The 25871-nt window shown below is 65.9% G+C and carries 25 protein-coding genes, 1 pseudogene and 2 riboswitches; of the genes and pseudogenes, 9 read left to right on the forward strand and 17 right to left on the reverse strand.

Annotation, left to right across the window (positions count from 1 at the left end; all coding sequences use genetic code 11):
• Nucleotides 1–1375, reverse strand: a 1375-nt coding sequence (locus tag AC1DRP_RS06650) for a cytochrome c oxidase subunit I (protein ID WP_476768145.1), incomplete at its 3' end; no start/stop codon positions are given.
• Nucleotides 1376–1431: 56 nt separating this feature from the next.
• Nucleotides 1432–2316, reverse strand: a complete 885-nt coding sequence (coxB, locus tag AC1DRP_RS06655; protein WP_441488911.1) for a cytochrome c oxidase subunit II — start codon at nucleotides 2314–2316, stop codon at nucleotides 1432–1434.
• Nucleotides 2317–2762: 446 nt separating this feature from the next.
• On the opposite strand from coxB, the gene AC1DRP_RS06660 reads away from it, so the two are divergent.
• The 7 genes from AC1DRP_RS06660 to AC1DRP_RS06690 all read left to right on the forward strand — a co-directional run bounded on the left by AC1DRP_RS06660 (nucleotide 2763) and on the right by AC1DRP_RS06690 (nucleotide 10206).
• A complete protein-coding gene (locus AC1DRP_RS06660) occupies nucleotides 2763–3275 on the forward strand; it encodes an invasion associated locus B family protein (protein ID WP_441488912.1) in 513 nt (170 codons plus the stop codon).
• Nucleotides 3272–3883: a hypothetical protein gene (locus AC1DRP_RS06665; RefSeq protein ID WP_441506444.1), complete on the forward strand. Its 612-nt coding sequence runs from the start codon at nucleotides 3272–3274 to the stop codon at nucleotides 3881–3883. Before AC1DRP_RS06660 ends, AC1DRP_RS06665 begins: the two co-directional genes overlap by 4 nt.
• 94 nt (nucleotides 3884–3977) lie before the next feature.
• A riboswitch (glycine riboswitch) is annotated at nucleotides 3978–4077 on the forward strand.
• A 4-nt stretch (nucleotides 4078–4081) separates the two neighbouring features.
• Nucleotides 4082–4179: riboswitch (glycine riboswitch) on the forward strand.
• 57 nt (nucleotides 4180–4236) lie between these two features.
• Nucleotides 4237–5394 (forward strand): glycine cleavage system aminomethyltransferase GcvT, encoded by a 1158-nt coding sequence (gcvT, locus tag AC1DRP_RS06670; protein ID WP_476768146.1) that lies wholly within the window; start codon nucleotides 4237–4239, stop codon nucleotides 5392–5394.
• Nucleotides 5395–5426: 32 nt separating this feature from the next.
• The gene (gcvH, locus tag AC1DRP_RS06675) at nucleotides 5427–5801 is read left to right on the forward strand and encodes a glycine cleavage system protein GcvH (RefSeq protein WP_113512857.1); all 375 of its coding nucleotides are present in this window, start codon (nucleotides 5427–5429) and stop codon (nucleotides 5799–5801) included.
• An 82-nt stretch (nucleotides 5802–5883) separates the two neighbouring features.
• Nucleotides 5884–7224, forward strand: coding sequence for an aminomethyl-transferring glycine dehydrogenase subunit GcvPA (gcvPA, locus tag AC1DRP_RS06680; protein ID WP_476768147.1), 1341 nt, complete (start codon nucleotides 5884–5886; stop codon nucleotides 7222–7224).
• The gene (gene gcvPB / locus AC1DRP_RS06685) at nucleotides 7224–8798 is read left to right on the forward strand and encodes an aminomethyl-transferring glycine dehydrogenase subunit GcvPB (protein ID WP_441488917.1); all 1575 of its coding nucleotides are present in this window, start codon (nucleotides 7224–7226) and stop codon (nucleotides 8796–8798) included. The genes gcvPA and gcvPB overlap by 1 nt, the downstream gene beginning before the upstream one ends.
• A gap of 130 nt (nucleotides 8799–8928) precedes the next feature.
• On the forward strand, nucleotides 8929–10206 hold the full coding sequence (locus tag AC1DRP_RS06690; protein ID WP_441506446.1) for a L,D-transpeptidase family protein: 1278 nt from the start codon (nucleotides 8929–8931) through the stop codon (nucleotides 10204–10206).
• Between the two features lie 4 nt (nucleotides 10207–10210).
• Here AC1DRP_RS06690 and AC1DRP_RS06695 read toward each other — a convergent pair whose 3' ends face one another.
• From AC1DRP_RS06695 to AC1DRP_RS06745, 11 genes are all read right to left on the reverse strand, one after another.
• On the reverse strand, nucleotides 10211–10966 hold the full coding sequence (locus AC1DRP_RS06695) for a dienelactone hydrolase family protein (RefSeq protein ID WP_476768148.1): 756 nt from the start codon (nucleotides 10964–10966) through the stop codon (nucleotides 10211–10213).
• A gap of 173 nt (nucleotides 10967–11139) precedes the next feature.
• A complete protein-coding gene (locus AC1DRP_RS06700) occupies nucleotides 11140–11616 on the reverse strand; it encodes a F0F1 ATP synthase subunit B family protein (protein WP_441488920.1) in 477 nt (158 codons plus the stop codon).
• Between the two features lie 12 nt (nucleotides 11617–11628).
• Nucleotides 11629–12213, reverse strand: coding sequence for a F0F1 ATP synthase subunit B family protein (locus AC1DRP_RS06705; RefSeq protein WP_441506448.1), 585 nt, complete (start codon nucleotides 12211–12213; stop codon nucleotides 11629–11631).
• Between the two features lie 80 nt (nucleotides 12214–12293).
• Nucleotides 12294–12521, reverse strand: a complete 228-nt coding sequence (locus AC1DRP_RS06710; RefSeq protein WP_043231023.1) for a F0F1 ATP synthase subunit C — start codon at nucleotides 12519–12521, stop codon at nucleotides 12294–12296.
• Nucleotides 12522–12585: 64 nt separating this feature from the next.
• Nucleotides 12586–13344, reverse strand: a complete 759-nt coding sequence (locus tag AC1DRP_RS06715; protein WP_441506449.1) for a F0F1 ATP synthase subunit A — start codon at nucleotides 13342–13344, stop codon at nucleotides 12586–12588.
• Nucleotides 13345–13388: 44 nt separating this feature from the next.
• Nucleotides 13389–13736 (reverse strand): AtpZ/AtpI family protein, encoded by a 348-nt coding sequence (locus AC1DRP_RS06720; RefSeq protein ID WP_113512844.1) that lies wholly within the window; start codon nucleotides 13734–13736, stop codon nucleotides 13389–13391.
• 219 nt (nucleotides 13737–13955) lie between these two features.
• Nucleotides 13956–17411 carry a chromosome segregation protein SMC gene (gene smc / locus AC1DRP_RS06725; RefSeq protein WP_441506450.1) on the reverse strand — a complete coding sequence of 1152 codons (3456 nt, stop codon included), beginning with the start codon at nucleotides 17409–17411 and terminating at the stop codon, nucleotides 13956–13958.
• 42 nt (nucleotides 17412–17453) lie between these two features.
• Nucleotides 17454–18083, reverse strand: coding sequence for a DsbA family protein (locus AC1DRP_RS06730; protein WP_441488923.1), 630 nt, complete (start codon nucleotides 18081–18083; stop codon nucleotides 17454–17456).
• A 104-nt stretch (nucleotides 18084–18187) separates the two neighbouring features.
• Nucleotides 18188–18670 carry a DUF721 domain-containing protein gene (locus AC1DRP_RS06735; protein WP_441506452.1) on the reverse strand — a complete coding sequence of 161 codons (483 nt, stop codon included), beginning with the start codon at nucleotides 18668–18670 and terminating at the stop codon, nucleotides 18188–18190.
• A 48-nt stretch (nucleotides 18671–18718) separates the two neighbouring features.
• Complete coding sequence (locus AC1DRP_RS06740; protein WP_476768149.1) at nucleotides 18719–19282, reverse strand: GNAT family N-acetyltransferase; 564 nt, start codon at nucleotides 19280–19282, stop codon at nucleotides 18719–18721.
• Between the two features lie 12 nt (nucleotides 19283–19294).
• Nucleotides 19295–19891, reverse strand: coding sequence for a demethoxyubiquinone hydroxylase family protein (locus AC1DRP_RS06745; RefSeq protein ID WP_441506555.1), 597 nt, complete (start codon nucleotides 19889–19891; stop codon nucleotides 19295–19297).
• 92 nt (nucleotides 19892–19983) lie between these two features.
• On the opposite strand from AC1DRP_RS06745, the pseudogene mutY reads away from it, so the two are divergent.
• Nucleotides 19984–21054, forward strand: a pseudogene (mutY, locus tag AC1DRP_RS06750) (A/G-specific adenine glycosylase); the annotation flags it as partial.
• Here the strand turns inward: mutY and AC1DRP_RS06755 are convergent.
• The 3 genes from AC1DRP_RS06755 to AC1DRP_RS06765 form a co-directional block, all read right to left on the reverse strand.
• The gene (locus AC1DRP_RS06755; RefSeq protein WP_113512834.1) at nucleotides 21035–22219 is read right to left on the reverse strand and encodes a site-specific DNA-methyltransferase; all 1185 of its coding nucleotides are present in this window, start codon (nucleotides 22217–22219) and stop codon (nucleotides 21035–21037) included. The pseudogene mutY and the gene AC1DRP_RS06755 overlap by 20 nt on opposite strands.
• Before the next feature lie 190 nt (nucleotides 22220–22409).
• Nucleotides 22410–23021, reverse strand: a complete 612-nt coding sequence (gene rnhB, locus AC1DRP_RS06760) for a ribonuclease HII (protein ID WP_441506454.1) — start codon at nucleotides 23019–23021, stop codon at nucleotides 22410–22412.
• A 51-nt stretch (nucleotides 23022–23072) separates the two neighbouring features.
• Nucleotides 23073–24263, reverse strand: coding sequence for a PA0069 family radical SAM protein (locus AC1DRP_RS06765; RefSeq protein ID WP_441506455.1), 1191 nt, complete (start codon nucleotides 24261–24263; stop codon nucleotides 23073–23075).
• Between the two features lie 127 nt (nucleotides 24264–24390).
• Here AC1DRP_RS06765 and AC1DRP_RS06770 point away from each other — a divergent pair, with 127 nt between their 5' ends.
• The gene (locus AC1DRP_RS06770) at nucleotides 24391–24879 is read left to right on the forward strand and encodes a glycosyltransferase family A protein (protein WP_441506456.1); all 489 of its coding nucleotides are present in this window, start codon (nucleotides 24391–24393) and stop codon (nucleotides 24877–24879) included.
• A gap of 102 nt (nucleotides 24880–24981) precedes the next feature.
• Here the strand turns inward: AC1DRP_RS06770 and ypfJ are convergent, their stop codons facing one another.
• Nucleotides 24982–25863, reverse strand: a complete 882-nt coding sequence (gene ypfJ / locus AC1DRP_RS06775) for a KPN_02809 family neutral zinc metallopeptidase (RefSeq protein WP_069877471.1) — start codon at nucleotides 25861–25863, stop codon at nucleotides 24982–24984.
• Nucleotides 25864–25871 lie beyond the last annotated feature (8 nt).

Here is a 25871-nt window from a genome sequence, read left to right on the forward strand (position 1 = left end):
GGCCAAGGAAATGCTGCGGGAAGAACAGCAGGTTGGCGCCGAAGAAGGCGACCCAGAAGTGCAGCCTGCCGATCCAGTCCGGCATCACATAGCCCGACATCTTCGGGAACCAGTAGTAGAAGCCGGCGAAGATGCCGAACACGGCGCCGAGCGACAGCACGTAGTGGAAGTGGGCCACGACGTAATAGGTCGCATGCAGCGAGCGGTCGACGCCGGCATTGGCCAGCACCACGCCGGTCACGCCGCCGACGGTGAACAGGAAGATGAAGCCGATAGCCCAGAGCATCGGCGCGGTGAAGCGCAGGCTGCCGCCCCACATCGTCGCGATCCAGGAGAAGATCTTGATGCCGGTCGGCACCGCGATCACCATCGTGGCGAAGACGAAGTAGCGCTGCGTGTTGAGCGAGAGACCGGCGGTGTACATGTGGTGCGCCCACACGATGAAGCCGACGACGCCGATCGCCACCATCGCATAAGCCATGCCGAGATAGCCGAAGATCGGCTTCTTCGAGAAGGTCGAGATGATGTGGCTGACGATGCCGAAAGCCGGCAGGATCATGATGTACACTTCGGGGTGACCGAAGAACCAGAACAGGTGCTGGTAGAGCACCGGATCGCCGCCACCGGCCGGGTCATAGAAGGTGGTGCCGAAATTGCGGTCGGTCAGCAGCATGGTGATGGCGCCGGCGAGCACGGGCAGCGACAGCAGCAGCAGGAAGGCGGTGACCAGAACGCCCCAGGCGAACAGCGGCATCTTGTGCATGGTCATGCCAGGCGCGCGCATGTTCAGGATGGTGGTGATGAAGTTGATCGCGCCGAGGATCGAGGCAGCGCCCGCGAGGTGAAGCGCGAGAATGCCGAAATCGACCGAAGGACCTGGGTGGCCTGCCGACGAGAAGGGCGGATAGATCGTCCAGCCCGTGCCGACGCCGTGGGCGCCAGGTGCGCCTTCGACGAACATCGAGATGACCAGCAGCACGAAGCCGGCGACGGTCAGCCAGAACGAGATGTTGTTCATGCGCGGGAAGGCCATGTCCGGCGCGCCGATCATCAGCGGCACGAACCAGTTGCCGAAGCCGCCGATCACGGCGGGCATGACCATGAAGAAGATCATGATCAGGCCGTGGCCGGTGACGAAGACGTTGTAGCTCTGGCCGTTGGCGAAGATCTGCAGGCCGGGCTGCTGCAGCTCGATGCGCATCATGATCGAGAGGAAGCCGCCGACCAGACCAGCCATGATCGAGAAGGTCAGGTAGAGCGTCCCGATGTCCTTGTGATTGGTCGAGAGCAGCCAGCGCCGCCACCCGGTCGGGTGGGCGTGGGCGTCATCATGTCCGTGTGCGTGGGCGTGGGCGCCCGGAGCCGCAGTTGCCATGGATTCGTCTCCTCGTGCGAAATCTGTTCGCGTGAGTTCAGTCAGATCTGGTTCGTTCACTCGGCCGCGGCGGCGACCTTGCCGGCGGCGTCGCCGGCGCTGGCGAATTTCTTCTTCGATTCGGCAAGCCAGGCCGCATAGCGCTCGGCGCTCACGACGCGGAACGCGATCGGCATATAGGCGTGGTTCTGCCCGCAGATGAACGAGCACTGGCCATAATAGATGCCTTCGCGATCGGCGCGGAACCAGGTCTCGTTGAGACGGCCGGGGATGGCGTCGATCTTGATGCCGAAGGACGGCACGGTGAACTTGTGGATGACGTCGGCCGCGGTGACCTGGACGCGCACGACCTTGCCGACCGGCACGACCGCCTCGTTGTCGACAGCGAGCAGGCGCGGAGCCTCGGCTGCGGCGATCTTGTTGCTGGCGATCGCTTCGGCGCGCTGCTTTTCGTCGAGCATCAGCGAATCGAAGCCGAAGGCGCCGCCGTCCTGCGGATATTCGTAGGACCAGTACCACTGCTTGCCGGTGACCTTAACGGTCAGGTCCGACTGCGGAATCTCGAGCTGGAGCTTGAGCAGGCGGAAGGAGGGAATGGCGATGACGACGAGAATCAGGACCGGGATGACCGTCCAGGCCACTTCAAGCAGCGCATTATGCGTCGTCTTGGAGGGGACGGGGTTCTTCCTCTCGTTGAAGCGCCACGCGACATAGATCAGCAGCCCCAGCACGAAAATCGAGATCGTGAAGATGATCACGTTAAGCCAGTCATGGAACCAGTGAATGTATTCCGAGACCTCGGTGGCGGCGCCCTGCAGATTCATCTGCCAGGGCGAAGGCATGCCGGTGCCGGCCAGCGCACTTTCAGGAAGAAGCGTCGTCGCGCCCGCGGCGAGGGCCGCTGCGGCCACTGTTGCAATGGTCCTGCTCAGAAATCGCATCGGTCCGACATAGCTCCTGTGATCCCGTCGCGGCCCGCTGTCCTTGTCTATGCGGCCCACGCGCAACGAGGCCGGCTGATCGGCCCGCCTCGTTCTTCGGCATTGCGATAAATCAAAGATCACGCTTGCGCCAGAGGGGCAATGCAGGCCTTCCACGCAGCCCGTGCGGCATAATCACGCGAGGTCTCGGCCTCAAGAAGTGCTTCCGTTGTGGCTCTGTCCTTGACAGGGCGGGGTCTGCATGGTCCCAACGCAGGCACATTCGGAGCGTGATTGTTTTGTGTGGAAGCCCTTCTGGCATCCCTCAAAACATGGATCGCCCTCTCGAATATGATTAGAGACGGATGGCGGTTTTGTCGGAATCGGACGAACGATTCCCGCAAGGGCGATCCGGCTTCAGGGGGCGATGTCCGGCTATTCGTGCCGGTTTGAAGGGAATGACGGGGATGGGCAAGTTCATCGGACCTGTCTTCGCGGCTGCGCTGGCGGCCGTGGGCGTATGTCTGGGTTCGAGCAGCGTGGCTTTCGCCCAGGGCGCTGTGAAGTCGACGCACGGCGATTGGCAGTTGCGCTGCGAGGTGCCGCCTGGCGCCAAGGCTGAGCAATGCGCGCTCGTGCAGAATGTCGCGGCCGAGGATCGGCCGAATTTGACGCTGCTGGTGATCGTGCTGAAGACGGCCGACCAGAAGAGCCGGCTTCTGCGTGTCGTGGCGCCCCTGGGTGTGCTGCTGCCGTCGGGGCTCGGTCTCAAGATCGACGACAAGGACATCGGCCGCGCTGGCTTCGTTCGTTGCCTGACCACGGGCTGCGTTGCCGAGGTGGTGATGGACGATACGCTGCTCGGCCAGCTCAAGGCCGGAAAAAGCGCCACATTCATCGTATTTCAGACTCCGGAGGAGGGCGTGGGTATCCCCGTCTCGCTTTCCGGATTCGGGCCTGGCGTGGAGACCCTGCCGTGAATGACGTGATGCCTCGCCGGCTGACTATGCTGGCTGCTTCTGTGCTGTGCCTTGGCCTTGCCGGCTGCGGTTCGCGCTCGCCCGCGGGCGAGCAGAGCGGCATGCAGACGCTGAGCAATATCGTGATGTTCCAGTCGACCAAGCCACCTCCGCCGGTGGAGAAGCCGCTGGTCGATCAGGAGGCGGACTTCGTCTGCCCGAGCGTGACCATTGCCGATGGTGGCGCTGCCATTCGCGCCCAGTCCGGCCCCGATAGCGGTAGCCTGCGGCACCAGATTTCGATCCTGAACGTGGCGCGCGAGTGCACGCCGACGGGCGGTGGCGGCTTCAGGCTGAAGGTGGGTGCCGAAGGCCGTGTGCTGGCTGGTCCGGCCGGTGGCCCCGGCAGCTATTATGCGTCGATGAGCACGGAGGTCCTGCGCGGGACGACCGTCGTTGCACGCCGTGCGGCGCGCGTCGGCGGCACGATCTCGTCCGGTCAGGCGGGCACCGATTTCACCCATATCGAGGACGGCATTGTCGTCCCGGCGGGCAAGGGCGACGTCGAGATCATCGTCGGCCTCAACACCGCTGGCGCTGCGGCGCCGGCTCGCGCGCGGCGCCGGTAGTCCTGCAGTCGCGAATGGCGCCGGTGTTTGCCGTGAACTGAGGCAAGGCGCCGATTGACTCGAAGGCGGCGTCTTGTATCTGTGCTGACGCCGCATCATCCCCGCGGGAGAGACCGGGTCCGGACTTGTCCAGGCCCGGCGCCGAAGGCGCAACCGCCCCGGAAACGCTCAGGCAAACGGACCGCGTGGGAATTGGCGCTCTGGAAAGCGGCGGATGCAACTCCGCCCACCGACGGGTGTAACCTGTCCGGCTGATCCTGCCGGTTCGGGGAAATCTCTCAGGTCCCAAGACAGAGGGGGCGCGCTCCGGACATTCCGTCCGKGGCTTGCGCTCGATTCTGGAAGGGGCCGCCATGGCTGCCGAAGCCGTTGAAGCTGATGCCGCAGGCGCCGAGGCGCTGCTCAAGACCCCGCTTCATTCCCGTCATGTCATGCTCGGTGCCCGTATGGTGCCGTTTGCCGGTTATGACATGCCGGTGCAGTACCCGATGGGTATTCTCACCGAGCATAACTGGACGCGCGAGAAGGCCGGGCTCTTCGACGTCTCGCATATGGGGCAGGCCTTTCTGCTCGGGCCCGATCACGAGACCACCGCGCGCGCGCTCGAGGCTTTGGTCCMCGCCGACATCGTCAACCTCGCTCCCGGCAAACAGCGTTATTCGCAGCTCCTCGATGAGAATGGCGGCATCCTCGACGATCTGATGGTCACGCGCTCCAGCGAGCCCGACGAGGACGGCGCTCTCCTCCTCATCGTCAATGCGGCCTGCAAGACGGCCGACTACGCCCATATCGAGGCGCGCCTGCCGGCCAATGTGAAGCTCGTCCGCGCGGAACATCGCGGGTTGATCGCGCTGCAAGGGCCTGCTGCCGCTGAATCGCTCGCCGCGCTGGCGCCCGAGGCCGCCGAGATGGGCTTCATGAGTGCGCGCAGCATGAAGGTGGCGGGCGTCAAGGCCAATCTCAGCCGCTCCGGCTATACCGGCGAGGACGGCTACGAGATTTCCGCCGCGGCAAACAGGATAGGCGAGATCTGGGACGCGCTCCTGCTCGATCCGCGCGTCAAGCCGATCGGACTCGGTGCCCGCGATTCGCTGCGCCTCGAGGCAGGGCTCTGCCTCTACGGGCACGATATCGACACCACGACCTCGCCGGTCGAGGCCGGGCTGAACTGGTCGATCCAGAAGCGGCGGCGCGAGGAAGGCGGCTTCCCGGGAGCGGCCCGCATCCAGCGCGAATTCGCGGAAGGCGTTTCGCGCGTCCGCATCGGGCTCCTGCCCGAGGGCCGCGCTCCTGCCCGCGAAGGCGCCGATATTGCGACGCCGGAAGGCGAGATCGTCGGCAAGGTCACATCCGGCGGCTTCGGCCCGACGCTCAACGCGCCCTGCGCGATGGGGTATGTCGCAAAGGCCCACTCGGCTCCCGGCACGCGCCTTGACCTGATCGTGCGCGGCAAGCCGTTGGCGGCGACCGTCGCGCCGATGCCCTTCGTGCCCAACCGCTACAAGCGCTGATTCCCGACCCTATCCTGATCTGGAGGACCATCATGGCCGAGACCCGTTACACCAAGGACCACGAATATATCCGCATCGAGGGTGACACCGGCACCATCGGCATCACCGACTATGCCCAGGGCCAGCTCGGCGATGTCGTCTTCGTCGAGCTGCCTTCCGTCGGCAAGGCGGTCGCCAAGGGCGGCGAGGCTGCTGTGGTAGAGAGCGTCAAGGCCGCGTCCGAGGTCTATGCCCCGGTCTCGGGCGAGGTTGTCGCCGTCAACAGCGAGCTCGAGGCTGCGCCTGGCGCGGTCAATGAGGACCCGGCCGGCAAGGGCTGGTTCGTCAAGCTGAAGCTGACCAATCCTGCCGAGCTCGAGGGCCTGCTCAGCGAGGCCGAGTACCAGGACTACGTGAAGACGCTGTGAGCAGCGATTCATTGCCCATGACCTGAATGTCCGGTGCCGGGCGCGCGCTGCGCCCGGACCTGGAATGATCAAGGAAACCCCGATGCGCTATTTGCCCCTCACCGACACCGACCGCGAGGACATGCTCGCGCGCATCGGCGTTCCCGATATCGACGCCCTGTTCAGCGACGTGCCCACCGGCAAGCTGCTGAAGGCTCCGCTCGACCTGCCGCGCGCCAAGGGTGAACTCGAGGTCGAGCGCATCATGGGCCGGATGGCCGCCAGGAATGTCGCAGCCTCCGCGGCTCMGTTCTTCGTGGGTGCAGGCGCCTACAAGCACCACGTTCCGGCGACCGTCGATCACTTGATCCAGCGCTCGGAATTCCTGACCAGCTACACGCCCTATCAGCCCGAGATTGCGCAGGGCACGCTGCAATACCTCTTCGAATTCCAGACCCAGATCGCCGCGCTGACCGGCATGGAGGTCGCCAACGCCTCGATGTACGACGGCTCGACCGCGACCGGCGAGGCCGTGCTGATGGCTCACCGCGTCACCAAGCGCCGCAAGGCGGTCCTATCGGGGGGGCTGCATCCCCACTACACCGATGTGGTGAAGACCCTGTCCGGCATGGCGAGCGACGAGGTCGTGGCGCTGGCGCCCGATGTCGCCGCTAACGAGGACATCCTCGCGCAGATCGACGATCAAACATCCTGCGTCGTCGTCCAGTCTCCGGACGTCTTCGGCAATCTCCGCGACCTGAAGCCGATCGCCGACAAGGCCCATGCCCATGGTGCGCTTCTGATCGCCGTCTTCACCGAGGTCGTGTCGCTCGGCGCGGTCACGCCTCCAGGCGCGATGGACGCCGATATCGTCGTCGGGGAAGGCCAGTCGATCGGCAATGCGCTGAACTTCGGTGGTCCCTATGTCGGCCTCTTCGCCGCCAAGACGAAATATCTGCGCCAGATGCCGGGCAGGCTCTGCGGCGAGACCGTCGATGCCGACGGACATCGCGGCTTCGTGCTGACGCTCTCGACCCGCGAGCAGCACATCCGGCGCGACAAGGCGACGTCGAACATCTGCACCAATTCCGGCCTCTGCGTGCTGGCCTTCACCATTCACATGACCCTGCTCGGCGAGGCCGGGCTCGCGCGTCTGGCCGAGCTCAATCACGCCAATGCCGTGAAGCTGGCCGACATGCTGGCCGGCGTGAAGGGGGTGAAGCTGCTCAACGACAGCTTCTTCAACGAGTTCACGCTGAAGCTGTCGAAGCCGGCGGCCGAGGTCGTCGAGGCGTTGGTCGAGAGGGGCGTGCTTGGTGGGGTGCCGGCCTCGCGCCTGCTGCCGGGAGCCGGGCTCGACGATCTGCTGATCGTCGCCAATACCGAGATCAACACGGATGAGGATCGGGCGGCCTTCGTGGCGGCGCTCGTGGAGGTGCTGTGATGCTGAACCGTCAGGGACGTCCCACCCAGGCTGCTTCCTCCGTGGATCATGGCCGCGAGACCTTCACCGGCAATCGCGCGCTGCAGCAGATCGAACCGCTGATCTTCGAGATCGGCCATCATGAGACGACCGGCGTCGATATCGAGAAGCCGGCGCCGTTCAAGAGCCGCCTCGGCAAGCATGCGCGCAAGGACGGCATCGGCCTGCCCGGTCTTTCCGAGCCGGAGACGATGCGTCACTACGTCCGCCTGAGCCAGAAGAACTACGGCATCGACACCGGGCTCTTCCCGCTCGGTTCCTGCACGATGAAGCACAATGCCCGCCTCAACGAGAAGATGGCGCGGCTGCCGGGCTTCTCGGACGTCCATCCGCTCCAGCCGGTTTCGACCGTGCCGGGCGCGCTCGAGCTGATGCTGGAGCTCGCGCGGTACCTGATGACGTTGACCGGCATGCCGGCCGTGGCGCTGTCGCCCAAGGCCGGTGCCCATGGCGAGGCCTGCGGGATGATGGCGATCAAGGCCGCCATTGCCGCCAAGGGCGAGGGCGAGACCCGCAAGGTCGTGCTTGTGCCGGAATCGGCGCACGGCACCAACCCGGCGACCGCGGCGCTGATCGGCTTCGAGGTCCGGTCCGTCCCGGCGCGCCCGGACGGCACGGTGGCGGTCGAGGACGTCAAGGCCCTGCTCGGGCCGGACATTGCCGCGATCATGCTGACCAACCCCAATACCTGCGGCATCTTCGAGCCGCAGATCGTCGAAATCGCGGCTGCCCTGCATGCGGCCGGCGCGTATTTCTATTGTGATGGCGCGAACTTCAACGCCATCGTCGGCAAGGCGAAGCCGGGTGACCTCGGCGTCGACGCCATGCATATCAACCTGCACAAGACCTTCTCGACGCCGCATGGCGGCGGCGGCCCAGGCGCCGGTCCGGTCGTGCTGTCGAGCAGGCTGGCTCCCTATGCGCCGGTGCCTTTCATCCATGTCGAGGGTGGTGCGGCGCGGCTCGTGGAGCACGCCGGCGACGCGCCGGCGGGCAATGATCCCTTCGGCCGCATGACCGCCTTCCACGGCCAGATGGGCATGTATGTGCGTGCGCTCGCCTATATGCTGAGCCATGGCGCCGACGGCATGAAGCAGGCCTCCGAGGATGCGGTGCTGAGCGCCAACTACATCCGCGCCGGCCTGTCCGACCTGATGTCGCTGCCGTTTCCCGACCACCCCTCGATGCACGAGGCGCTGTTCGACGATGAGTGGCTGAAGGGCACCGGCGTCACCACGCTCGACTTTGCCAAGGCGATGATCGACGAGGGGTATCACCCGATGACCGTGTATTTCCCGCTGGTCGTCCATGGCGCGATGCTGATCGAGCCGACCGAGTCGGAATCGAAGGCCTCGCTCGACCTCTTCATTGCGACGCTGCGCGATCTGGCCATGGCCGCGAAGGGCAATGACAAGGCCCGCTTCACCGCGGCGCCGCACCATGCCCCGATCCGCCGTCTCGACGAGACGCGCGCTGCCCGGCAGCCGATCCTGAAATGGGTGAAGCCGGAGCCGATAGCAGCTGCGGCTGAGTAAGGATGCTTAATCGATAGGGCAGCGATCGGACGCTGCCCTATCGTCATATCCCCTCGCGGTCTTAAGCATTCCTTGACCATGTGCGAGGATGATTTCCTCGGTGCGTGTTTTCGCACCTTGGGAACAGTCGATGTATCGCTCTTTTGTCCGGAGCTCCGCAGTTGCCGTTGCCGCGCTCGTTCTGACGGTCGGCATCGCTCGTGCACAGGAGCCGAGCTACGGCCCCAACACCTATGACCGCACGCTTGAGGCGCTGATCTCCCATGAGGAGATCGCGTCGCGTGGTGGCTGGCCCAGGCTCGCCGGCAGTGTCTCCGCCCTGAAGCCGGATTCGCAGGGGCCGGATGTCGTCGCACTGAAGCAGCGCCTGATGTTGAGCGGAGATCTGCCGCCGACGGCCTTGCCCGGCGACATCTATGACGCTGCGACGATCGCAGCCGTGAAGCGCTTCCAGGTTCGTCACGGCCTGTCCGATCTCGGAACGGTCGGCCGCCTGACGCTCAAGGCGCTGAACGTTCCCGTTGAAGTCCGGCTGAACCAGCTGACCGCGACCCTGGAGCGGCTGAAGAGCAACGGCTTCGTCTTTGCCGAGCGCTATGTCGTCGTGAACATCCCCGGCGCCAGCGTCGAGGCGGTCGAGAACGGCGTGGTCCAGCGCAAGCATCTCGCGGTTGTCGGTCGCCCCGATCGACCCTCGCCGGTGCTCCAGGCCAATATCACCTCGGTGAACCTCAACCCCTACTGGACCGTGCCGACCTCGATCGTGAAGGCCGACATCATCCCCAAGATGCGCAAGGAGCCCGACTTCATCGTGAAGTCGAACATGCGCCTTCTCGGAGCAGAAAATCGGGAGATCGATCCGGCGACCGTGAACTGGGCAGGCCTGACCTCGCCGTATTTCACCGTTCGGCAGGATTTTGGACCGCTCAACGCGCTTGGCCAGCTCAAGATCGACATGCCGAATACCGAGGCGGTCTACATGCACGACACGCCGAAGAAGACGCTGTTCCGTTCGGATGTTCGCTTCAACTCTTCCGGCTGTGCGCGCATCGAAGGGGTGCGCGACCTCGCCGCCTGGCTGCTCGAAGGCACCGAGTGGACCGAGCCGGTGATCGTGGCCGAGATCGCCAAGGGCGAGCGCAAGGACATCCGGCTGAAGAAGGCGGTGCCCGTGGCCTGGGTCTATCTGACCGGCTGGCAGGGCGCCGATGGGCTGGTCCAGTTCCGCGAGGACATCTATGGGCTGGACACGCCGCAGGGCATCGTCACATCGACGATCCAGGCGCGCAAACCCAAGCCGAAAGTACAGCCCGCCAAGCTCGAGGCGCGTCCGGCACCGGCTGCTCCGAGCCCGGTTGCAGCCCCTGCCAGGGCCGCGACTGTGAAGGCGGTCACCGCCGTCAACTGAGGCGTCAGGGCGCCCGGAGGATCGCCATCACGTCGCTGATGGCCTGGGCGCGCGCCGCGACATCCGTCCCGATCGTCACCTTGCCGTCCGGGCGCTGCGAATAGGCCGCGCGGCGCTCCCGGAGCGGCAGGTCCGGATGGTCGAAATCGTGATAGGCGCCGGCGAAGCCCACGAAGCGCGCTCCGCCTTGCCGTGCCAGCGCCTGGCAGGGCGCCGCTGGTGTCCAGTCATCTGCCAGTCCCTGAAGGATCGTCGTCGGCACCCGAGCGCGCCAGCCGCGTTTCAGCAGGACCCTGCAGCCAGGATAGAAGGCGATGATCGCCCGAAACCCTCCGGGGCCCGCGGCCGCGCGATCGGCGGCGACATGGAGCGCTGTCGAGCCGCCATTCGACCAGCCGATCAGATGTATCCCGGCGGGTTTGGCGAAGGGCTGACGGGCGAGCCAGTCGGCGGCGCCGAGGGCATCGCTGGCGCGATCCGCCGGCCGCAGCGCACGTTCGCGGTCATTGCAAAGCGCTACGATCCCGCGCGGGCGAAAACTGTCGGGCAGGAGCACGAGGAAGCCAGCAGCGACCAGCCTGGCACTCCAGTCGCTCTCGCGTGCGCTAAGCCCTCCAGAGGCTCGCCAGAGGCCGCTGCAGCCGTGCAGGGCAACCACGGCGGGGAAGGGGCCTCTTCCAGCGGGCTTGGCGATCCAGCCGGTCAGGACGGTGCCGTCGCGTGACGAGAACGAGACCTCCTCCATTGCGCGGGCCGGCATGGCGCAGGCGAGCACAACAATCGTGGCCAGTGCCAGGCGAGCGATCAGGATGGGGCCTCCATCTCGGCGAGGTTCTATGTGCTCGGCCGAATCCGGCGCGCGCAGGATGTGAAAACGACAACGCCGCAAACCCGGAGGTTCGCGGCGTCGCATTCCCTGGCTGAACTGATCGCTCAGTTCAGCTTGGATTTGATTTCCTTCAGACCGGTCGCGAACAGGCTTTCGGCAGCCTTGCCGCCCATCTGGCTGCGCAGGATGCCTTCGGCGGCCAGCGTAGCGGCCTCGGCGGCGGCAGCGCGGACTTCCGCGGCAGCCTCCATCTCGGCCTGCGCGATCTTGTCCTCGGCGGACTTGGTCCGGCGGGTGACGAAATCGGCGAGCTTCTCCTCAGCCTCGGTGGCAAGGCGGATCGCCTCGTCCTTGGCTGCGGCGACGATCGCCTCGGCTTCACCTTCGGCAGCCTTGCGCTTCGCCTCGTACTCGGCGAGCAGCTTGGCAGCCTCCTGACGCAGCCGGCGGGCTTCGGAAAGCTCGCGGGCAATCTTCTCGCCGCGCGAATCGAGTGCGCTCAGAAGCGACTTGTGGACGCCAAAATACCCCAGAATGCCGAGGAAGATGACGAGGGCAACCGCAACCCAGACGGTATCCATGGTTCGGTCTCCTCAGGCGCTCAGGACGGACTTGACCGCGGCAGCGGTCTCGGCGTCGGTGGGGCTCTGACCCGTCAGCTTGCCGACGATCTCGGCGGCAGCGCCGGCAGCGATCGTCTCGACATGCTTCATCGCGGCGGTCTTGCGATCCGCGATTGTCTTCTCGGCGGCTGCGAGCTTGGCGCCGAGCTCCGCTTCGGTTGCGTGACGCTTGGCATCGGTCTCGCGAGCGCTGGCGGTGCGAGCCTCCTGAGCGATGGCCTGGGCGTTGCGGCGGCTTTCGGCGAGCGCGTGCTCATGGTCCTTGGCGACGGCCTCGACCTTGGCGTGGATCTCGGTGGCCTGGTCGAGATCGCGAGCGATCGTCGTGCTGCGTTCGGCCAGAACCTCGCCGACACGCGGCAGGGCGATCCGCGACATGAGCCAATAGAGCGCACCGAAGCTGATCGCGAGCCAGAAGATCTGACTGGCGAAGAAGGTCGGGTCGAAGGGGGGGAAAGCGCCCTTCGCGAACGCCGTGTCGGCCGAAACCGCCATAACGCTGGCGGCGGCTGATACGACCCCGATGCGCTGTGCGCGGGAAGCGCGAACCTGCATGGAACGCCTCTGAAGGTTGCGTCAACGAATGACGGCTCCGCGGCGCATGATAACGCCTGCGGAGCCGCAGTGAATGCTCGTCAGACGACGAAGAGCAGAACGAGCGCGACGACGAACGCGAAGATGCCGAGACCTTCCGCGAGCGCCGCGCCGATGAAGGCGCGCGGGAACTGACCGTCGGCAGCCGACGGGTTGCGCAGGGCGCCGGACAGGAAGTTGCCGAAGATGGTGCCGACGCCGATAGCGGCGAGGCCCATGCCGAGGCTGGCGAGACCAGCGCCGATATACTTAGCTGCGACGGGATCCATAGTCTTTCTCCGATGTAAAACAGTTGAGAGTGGTGGAAGGGTGAAGTCTCGCGAGCTCGCCCGGTCAGTGTCCCGGATGGAGAGCGTCGTTGAGATAGACGCAGGTCAATATCGTGAAGACATAGGCCTGCAGAAAAGCGACGAGGAACTCAAGCGCGGTCAGCGCGACGGCCAGGAACAGCGGCAGCGGCGCCAGTGTGGCGTAGATGCCGGCGCCGGTCAGGGCGACGACGAAGCCGCCGAAGACCTTGAGCGCGATGTGGCCGGCCAGCATGTTGCCGAACAGGCGCAGGCTGAGCGAGATCGGCCGGGACATGAAGGAGACGGCTTCGATCAGGACCATGAAGGGCAGCAGCCAGCCCGGCACGCCTGACGGCACGAACAGGCCGAAGAAATGGCTGCCATGCTTCGTGATTCCGTAGACCAGCACGACGGTGATCACGAGGAAGGCGAAGGCCGCCGTCACGATGATCTGGCTTGTGACGGTGAACGAACCCGGGACCATGCCGAGCATGTTCGCGGTCAGCACGAACATGAAGAGCGAGAACACGAAGGGGAAGAAGCGCATCCCGTCCCGACCCATCACGCCTGTGATGGTGGACGCGACGAACTCGTAGAGCATCTCGGCGAGCGACTGCAGGCGGCCTGGAACCGTCGCCCGCTGGCTGGAGCCATAGATCATGATGGCGGAGATCACCGCGACGGCCACCACCATGAACAGCGAAGCATTGGTGAAGGACAGATCGAGGCCGAACGGCCGCAGGCCCAGGATCGGCTTGATCTCGAATTGGTGGATCGGATCGATTCCGCCGCCAGCCGCCATAAGTCACCCCTAAATTGCCCCGGTTCGGGGCACTGCAAACACATTCAACGTTCCGGTTCGCCGCCCTTCGGTGAGGAAGGGCGCGTTCCGAGCCGATAGGCGGAGCGCAGGCCGGCGATGGTTCCGATCACCAGGAAGGCGATCAGCAGGAACGGCGACGTTCCCAACCACCGGTCGCCGAAATACCCGATCAGGGCACCAGCGATAACGCCGCCAGCCATATCCGTGGCCGCGCGAAAACCTGATGACATCGCGCCAGCAAGCGCTTTGTCGGGACCCGCCTTCTCTGAATCCGCCTTTTCGGCGGCTTCAGCACGCCCGAGGGCGGCCTTCAGCGAGTCCAGTCTTTCCCGCAACTTCGGATCGGAGCCGTTCGGGTCGGATTCAGACATCAGCAACTCCCTTCCGACCGTGTCATGGCCACGACCGCGTCCGAAATTGCCACGAACCTGTCCGGACCCGCAGGCCGAGCCGTTGTCAGCGCGTTTCCTTTATTGTCCGCTCCGGCGACTGTCAAGGCATGGGGATTGGTGTTAAGTTGTTGAAATTATTTGATATTAGTGCTTTGTGCGGCATTCTTGCCGCATTGCGAACCCGAATGTGGCTTTTTTTCAGACGGCTTCGCGGATTTGTTCCGCTGTTGCGAGGTCGACCGAGACCAGTTGGCTGACCCCTCGCTCGGCCATGGTCACGCCGAACAACCGTTCCATGCGCGCCATGGTAATGGGGTTGTGGGTGATCAAAATGAAGCGCGTCTCGGTATTTCGGGCCATATCGTCGAGCAGATCGCAGTAGCGCTCGACATTGGCGTCATCGAGCGGCGCGTCGACCTCGTCGAGCACGCAGATCGGCGAGGGGTTGGTCAGGAACACGGCGAAGATCAGGGCGGTCGCGGTCAGGGCCTGCTCGCCGCCGGAGAGCAGCGTCATCACCTGCGGCTTTTTGCCCGGGGGGCGCGCGAAGATTTCCAGCCCCGCCTCGAGAGGATCCTCCGAGTCGACCAGCCGGAGCTCGGCCGTGCCACCGCCGAACAGGATGCCGAACAGACGCTGGAAGTGTTCGTGCACCACCTCGAACGCGGCCAGCAGCCGCTCGCGGCCTTCGCGGTTCAGCGCGCCGATGGCCTGGCGCAGGCGCCGGATCGCCTCGCTCAGGTCGTCGCGCTCCCCTGTCAGGCCCGCGCGCTTGGTCTGGATTTCGACGAGCTCGTCCTCGGCACGCAGGTTCACAGCGCCCAGACGTTCGCGTTCGGTCCTCAGGCCTGCGAGGCGACCTTCGATTTCGGCGGGATTCGGCAGCGCTTCGCCCGGCTTGATCAGAGTCAGTTCCTGGAGCCCGGCGAGCCCTGTCTCGAGCCCGTCCTCGATCTGCCGCTCCACATCGACCAGGCGCTGTCGGGCTGCCTCCAGGCGCGCCTCGGCGGAGGCGCGGACCTCGCGTGCACCAGAGAGGGTTTCCAGGGCCGCTCTGGCCAGCCGATCGGCCTCAGCCTGGGCGGTCTCCGCCGTGGCCAGGCGGTCAGCCGCCTCGCGGCGTGCCGTCTCGGCCGCCTCGATCTCGCCGACCAGGCGCCTGCGCTCGACCAGGAAGGTGTCCGGTGCGTCGAGCAGCGCCTTGCGCTCGATCTCCGCAGTCGCGATGCGCCGCTTCGTCTCGTCAGCGGTCTGGGCGCTCGCCCTGGCTCGTTCCTGCCAGGCCCGGATATCGACGAAGATCGTGGCGCGGCGTCGCTCGCGAAGCTCCGCCTCTCGCGCCAGGGTCTGGACGCGGGCACGCGCATCCGAAGCGGCTGCGCGCTGTTCACTGAGGACGGCGCGCGCCTTCAGGAGGACGCTTTCGAGCTCGGTCGCCGGCGCCAGGGCGGCGAGCGCCTCTTCGGCTGCAGAAGCCTGGGTCGTCGCTTCCGCGATCGCCTGGCCCAGGCGGGCGACGGCCTCATCGAGAGCCGAGCGGCGCGCGGCTGTCTCGCCGGCCTTGCGCTCGGCGCTTGCGAGCCGCTCTCGGGCCTGATCCAGATCGCGGCGGGCGAGCCGCACGGCTTCGACGGCGGCCGTTTCAGCCTGCGCGGAGGCGCGAACCGTCTTGCTGGCGGTATCGAGGCCCTGCCGCGCAATCTCTGCAGCTTTGCGCGCGGCCTCCGCCTCGCGTTCGAGGTCGCCAAGGCGATTCTTTTCGGCGAGGCGGCGGGCCGCTGGGGATGGGGCCTCCGCCGCGCTGGTGAAGCCGTCCCAGCGCCAGATGTCGCCTTCGCGTGAGACCAGGCGCTGGCCGGGCTGCAACGAGGCGCGAAGCCTCGCGCCCTCTTCGCGCGGCACGATGCCGACCTGGGCCAGGCGCCGCGCCAGGGCTTGCGGACCGCGCACATGCCGGGCCAGCGCCTCGGCGCCATCGGGAAGGGCAGGGTCCCCCGCAGCATTGCCCATGTCGCGCCAATGAGCCGGGGCAGCAGTGTCGGAGGCGGCGTCGAGATCGTCGCCAAGGGCCGCACCAAGTGCGGTCTCGAACCCTTTCGTGACGCTGATCGCTTCGAGGATCGCCGGCCAGCGATCGCCGGCCGCCGGTGCCAGAAGTTTCTGCAGCGTGCGGATTTCCGTGTCGAGGCGCTGGGCTGCGCGATCTGCCTCGGCCAGCGGCGCGCGCAGCCGGGTCTCTTCTTCTCGGGCTGCACCCAGAACAGCTCTTGCGCTGGCTGCCGCCGAATCCATCTCCAGCATGGTCTCCTCGGCCTGAGCACGCGCGCCCGTCAGCCTGTCGAGTTGAGCCGCGGCATCATCTGCGTCGAGCGCGGCAAGGTCGCGACGCAACCTGTCCTGCTCCGCGACATTCCTGGCCTCGCGGTTCCGGGCGTCACGGAGCGTCCGCTCCATGGCGTCGCGGCGGGCCGCGAATTCCGACAATCTGGCCTGTGCCGTGGAATGCTCACCCTCTGCCTGAAGCAGGATCGCTTCGGCCTCGGCCAGCGAGGCTCCTGCAGCCTCTCCCACGGTCGTGGCCGCGCTGGCTTCGCCGGCAAGCGTCTCATCCTCTCCGGTCAGCCGCGCGAGACTTTCGGCGGCATCGTCGGCGAGCCTGTCCTGGCGCGTCAGATCGCTCTGCAACTCGGTCAGGCGCTTGCCAAGCTCGTCTGCGCGTAGCTTGGCGCGTCTGTTTGCCGCCTCGAGCTCATCAAGGCCGCGCTTCAGCCTGACCAGGGCGGCGGCTGCGGCGGCCTCGGCCTCGCGTAGCGCCGGCAGCGCATGCGCCGCGACGGCCTGATGGCGTGCCGCTTCGGCCTGGATGCCTGTCTGTTCGGCAACGCCGCGGACCGCCGCTTCCAGGGCCCGATCGGCAGCGGCCGCATGTTCGCGCGCGTCGCGATGGGCGATCAGGGCGAGCGTCGCCTCGGCACGGCGGATGTCGGCGGCAAGGCTGCGATAGCGCCCGGCCTGCCGCGCCTGCCGCTGCAAGGCGTCGACCTGCGTGCCGATCTCGCCAAGCACGTCCTCCAGCCGCGTCAGATTTTCTTCCGCCCCCCTGAGTCGGAGTTCGGCCTCGTGTCGGCGGCTGTACAGGCCCGCGATGCCGGCGGCGTCTTCAAGGATGCGGCGACGCGATTGCGGCTTGGCGGCGATCAGTTCGCTGATCTGCCCCTGCCGCACCAGGGCCGGCGAGCGGGCTCCGGTCGCCGCATCGGCAAAGAGCAGTTGCACGTCGCGGGCGCGCACCTCTTTGCCATTGACGCGATAGGTCGAGCCTTCCTCGCGCTCGATCCGGCGGGTCACTTCGAGGACATCGGTATCGTTGAAGGCCGCGGGAGCCTTGCGGTCGCTATTGTCGAGGGTGAGCGCGACTTCGGCCATGTTGCGGCCGGGACGTTCGGAGGATCCGGCGAAGATGACGTCGTCCATGCCGGACGCGCGCATGTTCTTGAACGAACTCTCGCCCATCACCCAGCGCAGGGCTTCGACGAGATTGGACTTGCCGCAGCCATTGGGGCCGACGATTCCCGTCAGGCCTGGCTCGATCAGGAACTCGGACGGCTCGACGAAGGTCTTGAAGCCGGTCAGCTTGAGGCGCGTCAGATGCATCGACGCGCCTCATCGTCCAGGGTGGCAGGATGGCGCGTGGGCTTARCCGGCCAGCAGCGGCTCGAGGATCTTGTCGAATTCCGCGATCGAAAGCGCACCTGCACGCTTTTGCCCGTTGATGAAGAAGGTCGGCGTCGAGTCGACGCCAGCCTTGGCCCCGCGATCCTTCACTTGTGTGACGGCGTCATAGATATCCTGCCGTTTCAAGCAGGCTTCAAAAGATTCCTGTGTGAAACCGGCCTGCTTCACCATCGCGGCCAGCGCATCGACCGGCTTCTCGGTGAAAGCCCAGTTGCGCTGCTGATCGAACAGCAGATCCGACATCGGGTAGTATTTGTCGTTGCCGTTGCAGCGCGCCAGCATGAAGCCCGCCGTCGCCAGCGGATCGAGCGGGAATTCGCGCAGCGTGAAGCGYGCCTTGCCGGTGTCGATATATTTCGCCTTCAGCGCCGGCCAGGTATCGCGGTGGAAGCTCGCGCAATGGCTGCAGGTCAGCGAGGCGTATTCGATGATGGTGACCTTGGCGTCGGGCTTGCCGAGCCAGACATCGCCCAGAGGGCCGGCGACAGCGAGGTCGGCAGTCGCGGATTGCGCCCGGGCCGGAGCGGAACCCAGCATCGCGGCGGCTGCGATCCCGGCCGCGCCGGTCAGAAGCTGTCGCCTGTTCGTCATCGTGCAATATCCTAAGGGGCCAAATCGGTGTCGGGACCATAGTGGCCAACACGAATGTGGCAAGATCGGTTCACGGGGAATGACGGCTTCCTCACGAAGCCGTGTCATCTCGTGGTGGCGGATTTCTGAGCGACGCCCAGGCCGAGCCGTTCCAGCGCGGCCCGCAGTCCCGGGTCTTCGATATGGGCGACCTGCTGCGCGATCCGCCCAACGAGGGCCGGGTCGGGCGGCGGAGGCGCCGGCTTCTGCTGCGGGGCCTCGACCGGTCCCTGTTTCAGCACGAGCTTGCCGACGGCACGCCAGCCGAGATGGGTGTTGACCCGCTCGAGGACCACGGGCCCGAGTTGTTGCATGTCGAGCGCGAAGGCGCCCTCGACGCGCACCACGAGCGTTGCCGGTTCCGATGTCTCGCCGGGCGCCGGGCGTCGGCGCGGCCAGTCAATCTTGAGCGGCCGCGATCGTGCTGCCAGCCGCTCGCCGACAATCTCCGGCCAGTGCGAGACGATGGCGCGCCCGGCAAAACCCTGGGCGGCGAGCGCCGGCGCAAGGCAGTCATCGATCAGGTCGGCGAGGGGTTTGGCAGCCATGCTCTATTCTGGGACCGGCGCATCGGCGCGACAAGGGCAGAAGYTGTATCAGCTGTTCCGGTGACGTCGCCACTCCTCGGCGCTGATCTCCCAGATTTCCGAAAGATGCCGGCCGCCGACATAATCGCGCATCTCGGCCCGGATGACGCGCATGCCGCCACTCTCGGAGATGCGGCGGGACGCGGTGTTGTCGGCGGCCTTCGGCACGCGCAGCACCGAACGCCCGAGGACATCGAACCAGAAATCGGTGACGGCGGCGGYCGCTTCGCTCATCAGCCCTTGTCGCTGCCAGGGCAGACCGAGCCAGAAGCCGCGGTTCTCGTCCTCGCCCTCCCTGAGCGAGATCAGGCCGACGAGTTGGCCGGGCTCGCTCTTCAGCCGCAGGCTCCAGTGCCATTCCGTACCTTGCGCCATTCCTGGCACGGCGACCTCATGCAGATAGGCGAGCGCGCCGTCGGGCGGGTAGGGCCAAGGCACCCGCCTGGTGAGATAGCGCACGATCTCCCAGTGCGGAAACAGCGCCTGGATCGCTGGTGCGTCATCGAGCGTCAGCGGCTTGAGGATCAGGCGGCGCGTTTCGAGGGCGGGGATGGCTTGCGTTGCTGTCGACATGGTCGTTCGCCGTTACGAGCGCGCTTGCCGCAGCGCGCGTGTCATGCGGGTGGAATCCCCCCAAGTCGATAGCCAGATCAGAATTTCGGTCACCATCGCAATGGCGGATTGCAGCATCGTCTGCAGCGAGTGTCTTGCTTCGCTGCCGAGCTGCATTTCGGCATGATGAAGATGCGCCAGCTCTTCCTCGCGGATGCTGTTGATGACGGCGTGGAGATCGGCGTCTCGGCCCTGTAGGAAATGCATTTGTTCATCGAGATGACGGTGTACGGTCTCTTCCACCGCTGCGGTGCAAACCCAAATCGCGCGTCGCCCCATCAATGCCGTCATCAAGCCGAGCAGCGAGCCACCGAGACTCCACAGCTTCATGATCCGGCAGGGACGTGAACCGCGTGCCGGCATGGCCGCATAGAACCTGACGCAATGGTCGATTTCGTCGGTGAGCATCTGCTGCAAAGCCGGGACGATGTCGGGCGTGAGCCGCTTCGCCACTGCGATCTGCGCGGAGTAGATGCGGATCGCGCCGTATTCCCCGGCATGGTTCACGCGCACGATCCGCTTGATCGTGAGGGCGTCGCGGGGTGAAGGGCTCTCCGGCGATATGGTCATGTGATCGCGGGAGCTCAATGACGTTAGCATCTTGGACGTTAGCATCTTGCGGCTGGGGGACGGCACGCTAAACCGGGGACATGACCCTCGCAATGCGCGCCCCTGCTGCGACTGCCGCCGATCTCCTGGACTGGTACGATCGCCACCGCCGTGTCCTGCCTTGGCGTGCCTTGCCCGGCGAGAGGGCCGAACCCTATCGCGTCTGGGTCTCAGAGATCATGCTGCAGCAGACCACGATCGCGGCGGTGAAGCCCTATTTCGAACGGTTCATGGCACGGTTCCCGACGGTTGGGGCTCTTGCCGACGCGCCGAGCGAGGAGGTCATGCAGGCCTGGGCCGGCCTCGGCTACTACTCGCGGGCTCGCAATCTGCATGCTTGCGCCAAAGCGGTCTCGGCGCTGCACGCGGGTCGCTTTCCCGATACCGAGGAAGGCCTGCGCGAACTGCCGGGCATCGGAACTTATACGGCAGGCKCTGTCGCAGCCATTGCCTTCAACCGGCCGGCGGTTGCGGTTGACGGCAATGTCGAGCGCGTCATGACCCGTCTCTTTGCAATCGAGGATGCTTTGCCGGGGGCCAAGCCCTTGATCAGGGAGCGCACCCTGGCCCTGTTGCCGTCGGAACGACCGGGCGATTACGCGCAGGCACTGATGGATCTCGGCGCCACGATCTGCACGCCGCGCTCGCCAGCCTGCGGCATTTGTCCGTGGCAGGCGCCGTGCGTCTCACGGGCGGCGGGGACACAGGAGACCTTTCCGCGGAAGGCGGCGAAGAAGACTGGGGCAACCCGCTACGGGGCTGCCTTCGTGCTGCTGCGCGAGGATGGCGCGGTTCTGCTGCGGACGCGGCCGGCCAAGGGGCTGCTTGGAGGCATGGCGGAGGTGCCGACCGGTCAATGGAGCGCGGATTACCGCCTCGCTGACGCCTTGCAGGATGCTCCGCTTCCGGCGCAGTGGCGCAGGCTGGCAACGCCCGTTCGCCATGTCTTCACCCATTTTCCGCTGGAGCTCACGGTCCTTGTCGCGCGTGCCCCGCGGGCGACGCCGGCGCCGCAAGGCTCCCGCTTCACCCCGCTGGCGCGGCTCCGTGACGAGCCGTTCCCGGCGGTCTTCCTGAAAGCGCTCGAGGCAGGGCTCGAGGCGCTCAGGCCGCTGCCATCTGCGCCCTGATCTCGCCGCGCAGTGAATCGAGCAGCGTCAGCCCTTCCGGGCGCTCGACATGCCAGAAGGTCCAGCCATTGCAGGCGGGTAACCCCTGGGCCAGCGCTCCGACCTTGTGGATCGAGCCGACAGCCGGGCCAAGCAACAGCGTGCCATCGGCCCGGATCGTCGCCTTGTGGCGGCGTTTCTCGTCGACGACACTCTCACCGGCCTTGACCAGCCCGGCCTCGACCAGGCTGAGGAAGGGCACGCGCGGTTCGCTGCGCTTCGAAGGCGCGGTGGAGAACGATTCGGGCGGCAATGGCTGGACAGCGGCGATGCGCTTGCGCGCCGCCTCGGCATAGACCGGGTCGCGTTCAAGGCCGATGAACCGCCGACCGAGAGCCTTCGCGACGGCACCCGTGGTGCCGGTGCCGAAGAACGGATCGAGGATCACGTCGCCGGGGTTGCTAGCCGAAAGCATGACGCGGGCCAGCAGGGCCTCCGGCTTTTGAGTCGGATGCACCTTGGCGCCGGACGCGTCCTTCAGACGTTCCTCGCCGGTGCAGAGCGGCAGATACCAGTCCGAGCGCATCTGCAGGTCGTCATTGCCGCCCTTCAACGCCTCGTAATGGAAGGTGTATTTCGAGCTTTCGCCGCGCGCCGCCCAGATCAGTGTTTCATGCGCGTTGGTGAAGCGCCGGCCGCGGAAGTTCGGCATCGGGTTGGCCTTGCGCCAGACGATGTCGTTCAGCATCCAGAAGCCGAGATCCTGCAGGATCGCGCCGACGCGGAAGATGTTGTGATAGGAGCCGATCACCCACATTGCGCCGTCCGGCTTCAGCACCCGCCGGCAGGCGGTCAGCCAGGCTCGCGTGAAGGCGTCATACTCGGCGAAGGAGGCGAACTTGTCCCAGTCGTCGTCGACGGCATCGACGAGGCTGTCGTCAGGCCTGCGGAGATCGCCGCCAAGCTGAAGATTGTAGGGTGGATCCGCGAAGACGAGGTCGACGCTTGCCGGAGGCAGGCGGTCGAGCGCGGCGATGCAGTCGCCGACGACGACCTGATCGAGCGGAAGATCAAATGAAAGGCTCGAAGCCTTCATCCGAGACTGCAGCGCAGGCCGTCCGGTACGCGAAACCTGAATCCGGACGGCGGCGCTGGCAGTCCCGGTACGCGAGGTACCCATGACGCCGAACCATTTACGCAACTTCAACAGTCGCGATCTTGGGGGAGTCAGGGTAAAAGCCGGGTTTCCGGGTTGAAAAAAATGCGTCTCGTTTTGGGGCTGCAGTTTTTGCCTAGTGCATTGGCAAACCAGCTGAATCCGGATCGGGTGTTAAGAAACGGCTAACGTGTCGCGGGCATCGCACAACCGCTCAGCGCCGCCAGACGCCCTTGATCGGCGCGAAGGAAAAACGGTGCTCCGGGCACGGGCCGTGGGTCTGTATCGCGGCGCGATGCGCGGCCGTGCCATATCCGGCATGCCCGGCAAAACCATAGGCCGGATAATGCGTCGCCAGGCGCGCCATCATCCGGTCGCGGGTCACCTTTGCGATGATCGATGCGGCCGCAATCGAGGCCACGCTGCCGTCGCCCTTGATGATCGCATCGCAGGGGCAGGGCAGAGTGGGAGGGTCGTTGCCATCGACCAGCACATGCCGCGGCTGGACAGGCAGACCGGCAACCGCGCGCTTCATGGCGAGCAGCGTCGCCTGCCTGATGTTGAGCGCGTCGATCTCCTGCGCTGTGACGCTGCCGATCCCGATACCGAGCGCGGCTTTGGCGATCTCCCCGAACAGCGCTTCGCGCCTTGCGGCGCTGAGTTCCTTCGAATCGGCGAGGCCAGCCGGAATCAGGCCGGGGTCGAGAATGACGGCAGCCGCCACCACTGGCCCGGCCAGCGGCCCGCGTCCGACCTCGTCGACGCCGGCCAATGGCCAGAATCCTTGCTCAATTGCGTGCGCCTCGCGGCTGAAATCGGCGGCCATGCCCGGTCCAGGAAAGAAATCGTTGCCGGGCTTATGCCGGAAGGCCGTCGTCTAGAACAGGCTGAGCTGTGCCTTTTCCTTCTCCGGCTTCAGGAAGAGGTCGCTGCGCAACCGCAACCGCGTCGCGTTGAAGCCGAGGCGTTCGGCTGCCATTTCGAAGCGCCGCCCGATCATCCAGGCATAGGGACCGGAACCGACCTGACGCTGGCCCCAGGCCGAGTCGTAATCCTTGCCGCCGCGTGTCGAGCGGATCAGCGAAACGACATGGCGCAGCTTGTCTGGATGGTGGGTCAGGAGCCAGTCCTGGACGAGATCCTTCACCTCCAGCGGCAGCCGCAGCAGCACGTAACCGGCCTCGCGCGCCCCGGCGGCCTTGGCGGCGTCGAGGATGCGCTCGATTTCCTGCTCGTTGATCGCGGGGATGATCGGCGCGACCAGCACGGTCACCGGAATGCCGGCATCCGACAACCGCTTGATCGTCTCCAGCCGCTTCGCCGGCGCGGCGGCGCGCGGCTCCATGCCGCGCGCGATCTTGGGATCGAGCGTCGTCACCGAGATCGCGACCTTGGCGAGGCCCTGCGCTGCCATCGGCGCCAGGATGTCGATGTCGCGCTGTACCAGTGCCGATTTCGTGACGATGCCGACCGGGTGGCGGAAGCGCGCCAGCACCTCCAGGATCGAGCGCATGATCCGCAGCTTCTTCTCGATCGGCTGATAGGCGTCGGTATTGGTGCCGATCGCAATGGTGCGCGGCTGGTAGGACGGTGCAGACAATTCCTTCTCGAGCAGCAGCGCGGCGTCGGGCTTGGCTGTCAACTTGCTCTCGAAATCGAGCCCAGGCGAAAGCCCGAGATAGGCATGGCTCGGCCGCGCGAAACAGTAGACGCAGCCATGTTCGCAGCCGCGATAGGGGTTGATCGAGCGGTCAAACGAAATATCCGGCGAATCATTCCGCGTGATGATCGTGCGCGCTTTCTCGATCGCGACTTCGGTCTTGAAGGCTGGTAATTCGCCGAGAGAGCCCCAGCCATCATCTTCGGCGACGCGCTGCTCGGTCTCGAAGCGTCCGCCTGGATTGATCGTTGCCCCGCGCCCGCGCCGTCGTTCCGGATCGATGCGGTGGCCGGCATAGGCGAGGGGGTCAGCCGGAGCGACACGCGCGGATGCCGACAGGGTTTCGCCGTCATGCCGCCTGAGCGGCTGGGCTGCGATCGGTCGCGAACTGGGTCTGGCTTGCTGCATGGCGCTGAGCCGTTCCTGAGAGGGCCGTAAGAATCGGCGTTTCCGTGACCATCAATGTGAACATATAGGGAACAAAATGCAAGTGGCGGGATTGCGGCATGTTGCGCTGCGTCATAATCAATGGGCCATGCTTACAGCCGTCATCAGGGCCGACGGACCGGCCAGAGCACTCGCTGCGACTTTTTCCGCGCTGATCCCGGCCGTTGCCGAAGGTTTCCTCGGCCATGCCGTGGTCGTCGATGCGGATGGTGAGGGGGAGGTGGAACGCCTCGCCGATGCGACGGGTGCGACCTATGTCAGGGCGGCCGTGCCTGAAAGCTGGCATGCCGGTGCCGCGCAGGCGCGCGGCGATTGGCTGCTTCTGTTGAGCGCCGGGGACATCCTGCAGCCAAACTGGATTCAGGCGACCGAGCGCCATCTGCTGCTGGCGCCCGACAGGCCGGCCCTGTTGCCGCTGAGCGGGGTTGCTGCGGCGCTCAAGGAGCGCGCCGCGCTGTCATTCGGCCCGCGTCGGCTGCGGGCCGGCCTTGTGGTGCCGAAGGGGCTGGTTCTGGCCGGGCGGCTGAATGCCGCGCCGCGGCGTCTCTCGGTGCGCCGGGAGCGTGCCGTATCCTGAGACGCAAGGCATCGGCCCGAAAGGTGGATCGCGGTATTCGGGGAAAGCCGACGCAACCCCAGAAGGTGAGATCGGATCGGATACGAGATCGGGTCCGATGATCTAAAGCTGGTTCGTCCGGAAGGTATCGCAGCTTTGCAGCGAGCCGGACTTGAAGCCGGTCGTGAACCAGCGTGTGCGCTGCGCCGACGAGCCGTGGGTGAAGGAATCGGGCACGGCCACGCCTTGCGAGGCTTGCTGCAGCCGGTCATCGCCGATCGCCGCCGCCGTCCGCATCGCCTCGTCGACATCGCCCTGGTCGATTCGGCCCATCGCCTGGACATTATGCGCCCAGACGCCGGCGAAGCAGTCCGCCTGCAGCTCGACCCGCACTGACAGCGCATTCGATTCGCGCTCCGAGATGCGCTGTCGCAGCTGGTTCACCTTGGGCAGGATACCGAGCAGGTTCTGGATGTGATGGCCGACCTCGTGGCCGATCACATAGGCATAGGCGAAGTCACCACCACCGCCGAGCTTGCGCTGCATCTCCTGGAAGAAGGAGAGGTCGAGATAGACCTTCTTGTCTTCGGGGCAATAGAACGGCCCCATCGCTGCCTGTGCCGTGCCGCACCCCGAGCGATCGATGCGCGAGAACAGCACGAGCTTCGGCGGTTCGTAGCGGCGGTTCGCCTGCTGCGGCAGGATCTTGGTCCAGATATCCTCGTTCTGCGCCAGCACCGCCGAAACGAAGCGACCCATTTCATCCTGCGGCGGGCCTGAGGCCGGGCGGCTCTCCTGGGTCGGAGCACTGCGCCCGACCCCGAGCATTTCGGCGCCACCGATCAGGATGCGCGGATCGATCCCGAGAGCCCAGCCGACAAGGCCAAGCACGACCATAGTTCCGATGCCGACACCGCCGCGCCCGCCGGGAAGCCCCGCGAAGCCGCCGCCGCCATTGCGCCTGTCCTCGAGATTCTCGGACTGGCGATAATCTTCCCAACGCATGGCGGAGT

The sequence above is a fragment of the Allobosea sp. 01N443 genome, assembly GCF_056399325.1.